The 12,851-nt window shown below is 69.6% G+C and carries 1 protein-coding gene (cut by both window edges); it reads left to right on the top strand.

This entire window lies inside a single protein-coding gene on the top strand: locus tag ACIG5A_RS38890, encoding a non-ribosomal peptide synthase/polyketide synthase (RefSeq protein ID WP_397249666.1). The 50,397-nt coding sequence extends 20,599 nt beyond the window's left edge and 16,947 nt beyond its right edge, so the window shows coding positions 20,600–33,450 — codons 6,867 (partial) to 11,150 (complete); the first complete codon in view begins at nt 3. Both the start codon and the stop codon lie outside the window.

Here is a 12,851-nt window from a genome sequence, read left to right as displayed (position 1 = left end):
CCATCAAGGCCGTGAAGGAGCAGCTGCTCGCGGTGCCCGACAAGGGCATCGGCTACGGCATGCTGCGCTACCTGAACACCGACACCGCGGCCGAGCTGCCCGCGCAGCTGCCGGGCCAGGTGAGCTTCAACTACCTGGGCCGCGTCTCCGACAGCGATGTACCGGAGGCGCTGCGCGGCTTCGGCTGGATTCCGGCGCCCGAACTCGGTGCGCTCGGCGGCGCCTACGACGCGGATATGCCCGCGATGGCGCCGCTGGACATCAACGCCATCGTCGTCGGCGACACGCTGACCGCGAATATCGGTTATCCGGCAACGCTGTTCGACGCCGACCAGGTCCGCGAATTCGCGGACCTGTGGACCAGCGCGCTGGAAGCGGTTGCCCAGCACGCCCATTCGACCGGCGCGGGCGGGCACACACCGTCGGACTTCGCGCTGGTGCGCCGGACCAGGGACGGTATCGCGCGCGACCTCACCCAGCGCGATATCGACGGCTGGGAGCGGCGCTTCCCCGCGCTGGCCGATGTCTGGCCGCTGTCCGCGCTGCAGGCCGGTCTGCTGTTCCACGCGCGGCTGGCCGCGAGCTCGGTGGACGTCTACACCGCACAGGTGGTGCTGACGCTCACCGGCCGGGTGGATGCGGCCCGATTGCGTTCGGCCGCACAGGCTCTGGTCGATCGCCACGAGAGCCTGCGCACCGCGTTCGTCACCGACAACGACGGCAACCCGGTGCAGGTGGTGCTGGACAGCGTCCGCATCGGCTGGACCGAGCACGACCGCATCGAGGCGGGTACCGCCGAGGATCTGATCGCCGCCGACCGCGCGCAGCGCTTCGATCTGGCCGCGCCGCCGCTGATCCGGTTCACGCTGGTGCAGGTGGCCGCCAACAAGTGGCAGTTCGTGGTGACCAACCACCACATCCTGCTCGACGGCTGGTCTATGCCGCTGCTCATGCAGGACCTGCTCGTGTTGTACGCGGTGCACGCGGACGCGAGCGCACTGCCCGCCGCCCGCTCCTACCGGCACTTCCTGGAATGGGTCGCGCTGCAGGATCATTCGGCCTCGATGGCCGCATGGTCGAAGGCGCTGCGCGGCGTCACCGAACCGACGCTGCTCTCGCGTCCTGACGCCGGACGCGAAATCACCGCGCTGGCAGGCGAATACCTGTTCGGCCTGGACGAGGCCGCCACCGCGCGCCTGACCGCGCTGGCCAGTTCGCTCGGCGTCACGCCGAACACCGTGCTGCAGACCGCGTGGGGCATCCTGATCGGCCGGATGACCGGCCGCGACGATGTGCTGTTCGGCACCACGGTGTCCGGGCGCCCGCCGCAGCTGACCGGCGTCGAGAACATGGTCGGCCTGTTCATCAACACCGTGCCGGTGCGGGTGCGCTTCGACTCCGCGGAATCGGCGCGCGGCCTGCTCACCAGGACCCAGGGCGAGCAGGCCGACCTGCTCGACCACCACTACGTCGGCCTCGCGGACATCCAATCCGCCGCCGGTGTCGGCGGATTGTTCGACACGCTGGTGGTTTTCGAGTCCTACCCGGTGGACGCCGACGGCATCCGCGCCAAGGCCGCCGATATCGACGGCATGGCGGTGGTCGACCTCGACGCCACCGATGCCACCCACTACCCGCTGACGCTGATCGCTCAGCTCGATTCCGAGCTGCGGATCCGCGCGGGGTACCTGCGCGATCTGTTCGACGAGCAGACCGTGCGGCGGATCGCCGAGCGCCTGATCCGGGTACTGACCGCGATCATCGAGGAACCCGATGCGGCCGTTGGTGATATCGAACTGCTCGATACCGCCGAGCGCGAGCTCGTCGTCACGGGCTGGAACGCGACCGCGCACGACATCGACCAGAACGCGACGCTGGTGTCGATGTTCGAGGCGCAGCTCGCCGCGACCCCCGACGCGACCGCGCTCACGTTCGAGGGGACGAGTCTGTCCTATGCCGAGTTCGCCGGGCGGGTATACGGCCTGGCGCGCTGGCTGATCGAACGCGGCGTCGGCCCGGAGTCCTATGTGGCACTCGGCATGCGGCGCTCCATCGATCTGGTCGTCGGCATGTACGCGGTGACCATCGCCGGCGGCGCCTACGTGCCGCTCGATCCCGATCATCCGGCCGAGCGCACGGAATACATTCTGGCCACCGCCGATCCGGTGTGCGTGCTGACCTCGGGCACCGATCTCGACATCGACACCGCGCAGGTGCGCATCGATCTGCTCGACCTGATCGGGCTCACCGACGAACCGGTGACCGACGCCGAACGCGGTGCGCCGCTGCGGCCGTCGAATACCGCCTACGTGATCTTCACGTCGGGTTCGACCGGTCGGCCGAAGGGTGTGGCGGTCAGCCATGCCGCGATCGTCAACCGCCTGGTGTGGATGCAGTCCGAGTACGGGCTGGCCCCGGGCGATGTGGTGCTGCAGAAGACGCCGGCCACCTTCGACGTGTCGGTGTGGGAGTTCTTCTGGCCCTTGCAGATCGGTGCGCGCCTGGTGGTCGCGCGGCCGGACGGCCATCGCGATCCGGCCTACCTGGCCGAGATCATCCGGACCGAGCGGGTCACCGTCACCCACTTCGTGCCGTCCATGCTCGCCGTCTTCGTCGCCGATGCGGCCGCCGCGCAGTGTGATTCGCTGCGGATGGTGTTCGCCTCGGGTGAGGCGCTGCCGCCCAAGCCCGCGCATCGCCTGCGTGAGTTGACCGGTGCGGCGCTGCACAACCTGTACGGCCCGACCGAGGCCGCGGTCGACGTCACCTTCCACGAGGTCGGCACGGCCGACGCGGATACGGTGCCGATCGGCGCTCCGGTGTTCAACACCCAGGTGTACGTGCTGGATTCGCGGTTGCGGCCGGTTCCGGTCGGCGTCGCGGGTGAGCTGTACCTGGCGGGCACCCAGCTGGCGCGCGGCTACGTCGCGCGGCCCGACCTGACCAGCGACCGTTTCGTGGCCAATCCGTTCGGTGATGCCGAGCGGATGTATCGCACCGGTGACTTGGTCACCTGGACCGCTGCGGGTGAGCTGGAGTACATCGGCCGCACCGACTTCCAGGTGAAGCTGCGCGGTCTGCGCATCGAGCTCGGCGAGATCGAGCAGGCGCTCACCGCGCTCGACGAGGTCGCCCAGGCCGTCGTGGTGGTGCGCGGCGACCAGCACACCGGCGATCAGCTGGTGGCGTATGTCATTGCCGCGCCGAATGTCCGGCTCGACACCGAGCTGGTGCGCGAGGATCTCGGCAGGCAGCTGCCCGCCTACATGGTGCCGTCGGTGGTGCTCGTGCTCGACGAGTTCCCGCTCAACGCCTCCGGCAAGCTCGATCGCAAGGCGTTGCCCGCGCCGGTGTTCGAGGCCGCGGTATTCCGCGCGCCGACCACGCCGGTGGAGGAGATCGTCGCGGACACCTTCGCCGATGTGCTCGGCCTCGACCGCGTCGGCCTCGACGACGACTTCTTCGCACTCGGCGGCAACTCGCTGAGCGCGACCCAGGTCGCGGCGCGGCTGTCGGCCGCGCTCGATACCGAGCTCGGCGTCCGTGAACTGTTCGAGGCGTCCACCGTGGTCGCGCTCGCGGCCCGCGCGGAATCGCGGGCGGGTGCGGGCGGCCGTGCGGCGCTGGTGCCGCAGCAGCGGCCCGAACTGGTGCCGTTGTCGCTGGCGCAGCAGCGCATGTGGTTCCTCAACCGCTTCGACCCCGAATCGGCCGTCGACAACATCCCGGCCGCGGTGCGGCTGTCCGGCCTGCTCGACCGGCAGGCGCTGCAGGTCGCGGTCGCCGATGTGCTCGCGCGGCACGAATCGCTGCGCACCTTCTACCCGGAGGTGGACGGCACCGCACATCAGCAGACCGTGCCTACCGGCAAGGTGATCCCGGATCTCTCGCCGATCGACGTCACCGAGGCCGAACTGCCGCTGCGGCTTTCGCAGCTCGTACTGACCGCCTTCGATGTCACCACGGCGGTGCCGTTCCGCGCGGCGCTGTTCGAGATCAGCCCGACCGAACACGTGCTCGCCCTTGTCGTGCACCACATCTCGGCCGACGGCTTCTCCATGGGTCCGCTCACCCGTGACGTCATGACCGCCTACGGCGCGCGCGTCGACGGCGGCGAGCCCGCGTGGCGCCCGCTCGAGGTGCAGTACGCGGACTTCGCGCTGTGGCAGCGCGCGGTGCTCGGCGCCGAGGACGATCCGGAATCCGTGATCGCCCAGCAGATCTCGTACTGGCGGACCGCCCTGCGCGGGTTGCCGGAGCAGCTCGACCTGCCCGCGGACCGGCCGCGACCGGCCGTCGCCTCGAACCGCGGTGCGACGCACGTCTTCGAGATCGACGCCGAAACGCACGCCAAGCTGGCCGAACTCGCCCGCACGCGCGGTGCGACGCTCTTCATGGTCACCCACACCGCGCTCGCGGTACTGCTCGCGCGGTTGTCCGGCGAGGACGATATCGCCATCGGCACACCGGTTGCCGGTCGTGGTGATCGCGCGCTCGACGACCTGATCGGCATGTTCGTCAACACCCTGGTGCTGCGCACCGCGGTCGACGGGTCGGCGACCTTCACCGAACTGCTCCGTGCGGTGCGCGCCACCGATATCGCGGCGTTCGGCCATGCCGATCTGCCGTTCGAGCGCCTGGTCGAGATCATCAACCCGGTCCGCTCGCAGGCGCGCAATCCGCTGTTCCAGGTGATGCTCTCGTTCCAGAACACCGGCCAGACCAGCCTGGAACTGCCAGGCCTGACGGCGAGCGGTGTCGAACTGCCGGTCGACGTGGCCAAGTTCGATCTGCAGCTGACGCTGTCCGAGCGGACTGCCACCGCGGGCGTGCCCTCCGGTATCGCGGCCGAGATCATCTACGCCACCGATCTTTTCGATCCGGCCACGATGGCCGAGTTCGGCAGCCGGTTCAACCGCCTGCTGCGCGCGATCGCGGCGGAGCCCGAGCGGGCCATCGGCGATATCGCGCTGCTGGACGAGGCGGAAACCGAACTGGCACTGCGCGGCTGGAACGACACCGCGCGTGCGCTGCCCGGTGCGGGCACGCTGGTGGACGAGTTCGCGGCGCAGGCGGCGGCGACGCCCGGCGCGGTCGCGATCGTCGATCCGGCCGACGGTACTTCGCTGACCTACGCCGAGTTCGGTGCCCGGGTGCATCGTTTGGCGCGCAAGCTGATCGGGGCCGGTGTCGGTCCGGAAAGCCTTGTCGCGCTTGGTCTGCGGCGTTCTGTTGACTTCGTGGTCGCCGTGTACGCGGTGCACGAGGCGGGCGCCGGTTACGTGCCGCTCGATATCGATCAGCCTGCCGAGCGGGTGAACTATGTCCTCGAGTCGGCGGCACCGGTCTGTGTGCTGACGACCTCGCGTGATGGTTTCGATGGCGGAGCTATCGCTACGTTGTCGATCGACGAGCTGGATCTGTCGGTGTACTCCGATGCGCCGGTGGCGGTTTCGGAGCGGATCGCGCCGTTGCGTCCTGAACACCCGGCGTACGTGATCTTCACGTCCGGTTCGACCGGCCGCCCGAAGGGTGTGGCCGTGCCGCATTCGGCGGTGGTGAACCAGATTCGCTGGATCACCGGCGAGTACGGCATCGGTGCTGATGATGTCGTGTTGTTCAAGACTCCCGCGACGTTCGATGTGTCGGTGTGGGAGTTGTTCGGTCCGTTGAGCACCGGTGGCCGGATCGTGGTTGCCAGCCCGGATGGTCATCGTGATCCGCAGTACCTGGCGGATGTCATCGCGGCGGAGCGGGTCACGATGACCTCGTTCGTGCCGTCGATGTTGACGGTGTTCGCGGGTTACGCGGGCACCGCCGAGGTCGGCGCCGAATTGGCGTCGCTGCGCCTGCTGTTCATCGCCGGTGAGGCCTTCACCTCCGATGCCGTCGACGCCATTCGCCAGGTGTCCGGGGCGGAGCTCTACAACCTGTACGGCCCCACCGAGTTCACGGTGCACGCGACCCACGCCCCGGTGGCGGCGGACGTCGAGGGCGCGGTACCCATCGGTCTGCCGGTGTGGAATGCCCAGGCGTACGTGCTCGATTCGCGTCTGCACCCGGTCGCGCCGGGTGTTGCGGGTGAGCTGTATCTCGCGGGTGCTCAGTTGGCGCGTGGTTACTTCGGTCGTACGGATCTGACCGCGGATCGTTTTGTTGCCAATCCGTTCGGTACCGGTGAGCGTATGTATCGCACCGGTGACCTTGTCACCCGTGATGTCGATGGGTCGATCGTCTACATCGGTCGTACCGACTTCCAGGTGAAGTTGCGTGGTCTGCGCATCGAGCTCGGGGAAATCGAAACCGCGCTCACCGCACACGATTCCGTGGCGCAGTCGGTCGCCATGGTCCGCTCCGACGCGCGTACCGGCGATCAGCTCGTCGGCTACGTCGTCCCGGCGGCAGGCGCGCTCGTCGATGTCGAGGCGCTGCGCACCCACCTGTCCGCGCAGCTGCCGTCGTACATGGTGCCCGCCGCGATCGTGGTGCTCGACGCCATGCCGCTCAACCCGAACGGCAAGCTCGATCGCAAGGCACTGCCCGAACCCGCCTTCGAGGCAAGGGAATTCCGCGCGCCGTCGACCCCGATCGAGGAGATCGTCGCCGACACCTTCGCCGAGGTGCTCGGCCTGGCCGCCGCCGAGGATCGCCGCCAGGTCGGCCTGGACGACGACTTCTTCGCACTCGGCGGTAACTCGCTGATCGCCACCCAGGTGGCTGCCCGCCTCGGCGCGGCACTGGATACCCGTGTGCCAGTGCGGATCCTGTTCGAGGCGCCCTCCGTCGCCGCGCTCGCCGCGCGGCTGGAGGGCCAGGCGGGCACCGGAGCCCGGCGCGAACTCGCGGCGGGTGCCCGCCCGGCGCGTATCCCGCTGTCCCTGGCCCAGCAGCGGATGTGGTTCCTCAACCGGTTCGACAACCAGACCGCGGTCAACAACATCCCGCTCGCGGTCCGGCTCACCGGCACTCTCGACACCGACGCGCTGCGCCAGGCCGTCGCCGATGTCGTCGAGCGGCACGAGGTGCTGCGCACCGTCTACCCGGAGACCGCCGAGGGCGTCGGCGTGCAGGTGGTGCTGCCCGCGGGGCAGGAGCCCATCGACCTCAGCCCGATCACGGTGTCCGAGACCGAGATCACCGACCGCATCCGCGAATTGGTGCTCACCGGCTTCGATGTCACCGCCGAGGTGCCGGTGCGCGCCGCGCTGTTCCGCATCGAGGCATCGATGGACGGATCGCAGCCGGAAACCCACGTGCTGGTGTTCGTGGTGCACCACATCTCCGGCGACGGCTGGTCGGTGCGTCCGCTGGCGCGCGACGTGATGGTCGCCTACTCGGCGCGCTCGCGCGGCGAGGCGCCCGGCTGGGCGCCGCTGCCGGTGCAGTACGCCGATTACGCGCTGTGGCAGCGCGAAACGCTCGGCTCCGAGGAGGATCCGGCCTCGCTGATCGCTCAGCAGGTCGCGTACTGGTCCGAGCACCTGGCCGGTCTGCCCGATCAGCTCGACCTGCCGTCGGATCGCTCGCGTCCGGCCATCGCGTCGAATGCCGGTGGCGTGTACGGATTCGACCTCGACGCGCGACTGCTGCACGGACTGAACGCACTGGCCCGCGAACACGGCGCCAGCCTGTTCATGGTGGTGCACGCGGCCTTCGCCGCGCTGCTCGCCCGGCTGTCCAACGGCGCGGACATCGCCATCGGCACCGCGGTCGCGGGCCGAGGCGAGGCCGCGCTCGACGACGCCATCGGTATGTTCGTCAACACCCTCGTGCTGCGCAGTGAGGTGAACCCGGCCGAGTCGTTCGCCGAATTGGTCGCGCGGACACGGGAAACCGACCTGGCCGCGTTCGGCCACGCCGACCTGCCGTTCGAGCGGCTCGTCGAGATACTGAACCCGGCCCGCTCGCAGGCGCGGCATCCGCTGTTCCAGGTGATGCTGTCGTTCCAGAACACGGGGGAGGCCTCGTTCGAGCTGCCCGGCCTCGAGGTCGCCGGTGTGCCGCTCGACGTGGTGACCGCCAAGTTCGATCTGCACCTGAACCTGACCGACCGTTTCGACGAGTTGGGCGCCGCCGACGGCATGACCGCCGAATTCGCCTACGCGACCGACATGTTCGACGCGGACACCGTCGCGGGCGTGGCGCGCAGGCTGGTTCGCCTGCTCGAGGCCGTCGTCGCCGAACCTGCCGTCACGATCGGCGATATCGACCTGCTCGATGCCGCCGAGCGTGCCACCGTGGTCGAGGCGTGGAACGCCACCGGCTACGAGACCGACGGCACCGCAACGCTTGTCTCGATGTTCGAAGAGCAGGCCGTGCGCACGCCCGACGCGATCGCGCTCACCTTCGAGGGGACGACTCTGTCCTACGCCGAGTTCGCGAGCCGGGTGCACCGCCTCGCGCGCTGGCTCAAGCTGCACGGTGTCGGCCCGGAATCGTATGTGGCCCTCGGCATGCGGCGCTCGATCGATCTGGTGGTCGGCATGTACGCGGTGCACGCGGCCGGTGGCGCCTACGTGCCGCTCGATCCGGATCACCCGGCCGAGCGCACCGGTCACATCCTCGACACCGCGGGCCCGGTCTGCGTGCTGACCTCGGGCAGCGATCTCGAGGTGGCCCCGGCGGTAGCGACGGGCCCGGAGGCGGCAGCTCGCGTAACCACGGAGGGCCCCGCGAACGCCGCGAGATACACAGCGCGCCAGGTCCGCATCGATGAGCTCGACCTGTCCGGCTTCTCGGACGCGCCGCTCACCGACGCCGACCGGCACCGGCCGCTGCGCGCGGGCAATACCGCGTACGTCATCTTCACGTCCGGTTCGACCGGCCGCCCGAAGGGTGTGGCGGTCAGCCATGCCGCGATCGTCAACCGCCTCGTCTGGATGCAGGCCGCCTACGGCCTCACCGCGGGCGATGTGGTGCTGCAGAAGACGCCGTCGACCTTCGACGTGTCGGTGTGGGAGTTCTTCTGGCCCTTGCAGATCGGCGCGCGCCTGGTGGTTGCGAAGCCGGACGGCCACCGTGACCCGGCCTACCTTGCCGAGCTGATCCAGCGCGAGCAGATCACCACCGCGCACTTCGTGCCGTCGATGCTCGCGGTGTTCGTCGCCGACGATCGGGCGGCCGACTGCGCCAGCCTGCGCATGGTGTTCGCCTCCGGTGAGGCGCTGCCCGCCGTGACCGCGCAGCGCCTGCGCGAGCTCACCGGCGCGGCGCTGCACAACCTGTACGGTCCGACCGAGGCCGCGGTCGATGTGACCTTCCATGAGGTCGTCGATGCCGATGCCGCGTCGGTGCCGATCGGTGCTCCGGTGTTCAACACCCAGGTGTACGTGCTGGATTCGCGCCTGCGGCCGGTTCCGGTGGGTGTGCCGGGTGAGTTGTATCTGGCCGGTGTGCAATTGGCGCACGGCTACGTCGGCCGCCCCGACCTGACCACGGAACGGTTCGTGGCCAGCCCGTTCGGTGACGCGGACCGCATGTACCGCACCGGTGACCTCGTCACCTGGACTGCCGCGGGTGAGCTGGAGTACATCGGCCGTACCGACTTCCAGGTGAAGCTGCGCGGTCTGCGCATCGAGCTCGGCGAGATCGAACAGGCGCTCACCGCACAGGATTCGGTGGCCCAGGCGGTCGTCGTGGTGCGCTCGGACGAGCGGACCGGCGATCAGCTGGTCGCCTACCTCGTCGCGAACCCGGACCGGGCGATCGATATCGACGCGGTGCGCACCGCGCTCGCCGCGCAGCTGGCCGCCTACATGGTGCCTTCGGCCTTCATGGTGCTCGACGCGTTCCCGCTCAACGCCTCCGGCAAGCTCGATCGAAAGGCGCTGCCCGCGCCGGTGTTCGAGGCCAAGGTGTTCCGCGCGCCGTCGACACCGATCGAGGAGATCGTCGCAGGCACCTTCGGCGACGTGCTCGGTGTCGCCAGGGTCGGCGTCGACGACGACTTCTTCGAACTCGGCGGCAACTCGCTGTTGGCCACCCAGGTGACCGCACGCCTCGGCGCGGCGCTGGACACCCAGCTCGCCGTCCGCGACCTGTTCGAGGCGTCGACGGTGTCCGCGCTGGCCGCCAGGGTCGAGCGCAACGCCGGTTCCGGCCGCACCCGCCCGCCGCTGCGGCCGGGTGAGCGCCCGGAGCGCGTTCCGCTGTCGCCCGCGCAGCAGCGGTACTGGTTCCTCAACCAGTTCGACACCGCCACCTCGGCGGTCGACAACATCCCGCTGGCCGTGCGCCTGTCGGGCACGCTCGACGTGGCCGCGCTGGAGCAGGCGATCGGCGATGTGTTCGCCCGGCACGAGGTTCTGCGCACCACCTACCCCGGCGCCGCGGACGGACCGCACCAGGTGATCCTGCCCGCGGCGCAGACCGCGGCCGCGCTGACGCCGATCGACGTGACCGAGGCCGATCTCGTCGGCACCGTGATCGCGTTCGCGCTCACCACCTTCGACGTCACCCAGGAGGTGCCGCTGAAGGTCGCGCTGTTCCGCATCGCGGAGCAGGAGCATGTGCTCGCGTTCACCGTGCACCACGTCACCGCCGACGGTTCGTCGATGGGCCCGCTGGCCCGCGACGTGATGACCGCGTACGTGGCGCGGGCACAGGGCGAGGTGCCGCAGTGGGTGCCGCTGCCGGTGCAGTACGCCGACTACGCGCTGTGGCAGCGCGCGGTGCTCGGATCCGAGGACGATCCGGAGTCGCTGGCCGCGCAGCAGGTCGCGTACTGGAAGGCCGCGCTCGCCGCGCTGCCCGATCAGCTGGAGCTGCCCGCAGACCGGCCGCGCCCGCCCGCGCAGTCGTTCCAGGGCAAGGCGATTCGCTTCGAGATCACCCCGGAGCGGCACGCCCGCCTGCACGAGCTGGCCAGGGCCAACAACGCGTCGCTGTTCATGGTCGTGCACGCCGCGCTCGCGGTGCTGCTCGCGCGCCTGTCCGGCACCGACGACATCGCGGTCGGCACCCCGATCGCGGGCCGCGGTGAACGCGAACTCGACGATCTGATCGGTATGTTCGTCAACACCTTGGTGTTCCGCACCTCGGTGCGGCCCGGCGATCGGTTCGCCGATCTGCTCGCCGACGTCAAGGAGCGCGACCTCGAGGCGTTCGCCAACGCGGACGTGCCGTTCGAGCGCCTCGTCGAGGTGCTCAACCCGGTGCGCTCCACCGCGCGCAATCCGCTGTTCCAGGTCGGCCTTTCGTTCCAGAACCTGGCCGAGGCCACCTTCGAGCTGCCAGGGCTCTCGGTGAGCTCGGTCGACTTCGACTCGCAGCTGGCCAAGACCGATCTGCATGTCACGCTGTACGACCGGTACGCCGAGGACGGCACGCCCGCCGAGATCGTCACCGAATTCGGTTACGCCATCGACCTGTTCGACGAGTCGACGGTGCAGGGCTTCGCGGACCGGTTCGTCCGGGTACTCGACGCCGTGCTCGCCGATCCGTCGGTCACCGTCGGTGAGATCGATCTGCTGGCCGCCGAGGAATCCGACCGCATCCTCACCGCGTGGAACGACACCGCGCACGCGGTGGACACGAGCGCGACCCTGGTGTCGCTGCTCGACGCCACCGTCGCCGCGACCCCGAATGCCGTTGCCCTCGTGGCCGACGCGCCGTCCGGCCAGGTGGAACTCACCCACCCGTCGCCCGACCACCGCCCCTCATCGAGTCACTCCGTGACGCTGTCGTATCTCGAGCTCGATGTGCTGGTGAACCGCTTGGCGCGCCACCTGATTCAGCGCGGCATCGGCGCGGAGGACCGGGTCGCGCTGGCCATGCGCCGCTCTGCCGAACTGGTGATTGCCATGTACGCGGTCGCGAAAACCGGTGCGGCGTATGTGCCGATCGATCCGGATCAGCCCGCCGAGCGGACCGACTACATCCTGGCCACCGCGGCGCCGGTCTGCGTGCTGACCACCGGTCGCGACGGATTCCGCAGCGCCACGGTGGAAACCGTGGCGATCGACGCGCTCGACCTCGGCGGTATCGCCGCGGGTCCGGTGCGCGCCGAGGAGCGCCGCCGCGCGCTGAGCCCGGCCAACACCGCGTACGTGATCTTCACGTCCGGTTCCACCGGCCAGCCCAAGGGCGTCGCGGTGCCGCATGCCGCCATCGTCAACCAGTTGTTCTGGGAGACGGCCGAATTCGGTATCGGTGCCGAGGACGCGATCCTGCTGAAGACCGCGGCGACCTTCGACCTCTCGGTCTGGGAGTTCTGGACGGCCGCGGTATCCGGTGGCCGCCTGGTGATCGCGACGGCCGACGGCCACCGCGATCCCGCGTACCTGAACGAGCTGATGCGCAGCACCGGCGTCACCACGCTGCATGTGGTGCCGTCGATGCTCGACTCGCTGCTGACCGAGTCGAGCGGGCGCATGCCGTCCGCGCTGCGCCGGGTACTCGCCATCGGTGAGGCGCTGCCCGCGGCCACCGCGCAGCGGTTCCGCCGCGACAACACGGCCGCGCTGTTCAACCTGTACGGCCCGACCGAGGCCGCGGTCTCGATCACCAGCCACGCGGTGACCGATGCCGACCAGGTGTCGGTGTCGATCGGTGCGCCGGAGTGGAACAGCCGTGTCTACGTGCTGGATTCGCGCCTGCGCCCGGTGCCCGCCGGTGTCTCGGGCGAGCTCTACCTGGCCGGTGCGCAGCTGGCGCGCGGCTACTTCGGCCGCGCCGAGCTGACCGCCGACCGCTTCGTCGCCGACCCGTTCGGGGGCGCCGGGGAACGGATGTACCGCACCGGCGACCTCGTGGCCTGGAATGCCGAGGGCGAGCTGGAATACCGCGGTCGCACCGACTTCCAGGTGAAGATCCGTGGTTTCCGCATCGAGCTCGGCGAGATCGAGGCGGCG

It is taken from the genome of Nocardia sp. NPDC052566 (assembly GCF_044547285.1).
Classification (GTDB): domain Bacteria; phylum Actinomycetota; class Actinomycetes; order Mycobacteriales; family Mycobacteriaceae; genus Nocardia.
This window is presented reverse-complemented; position numbering and strand designations above follow the sequence as displayed.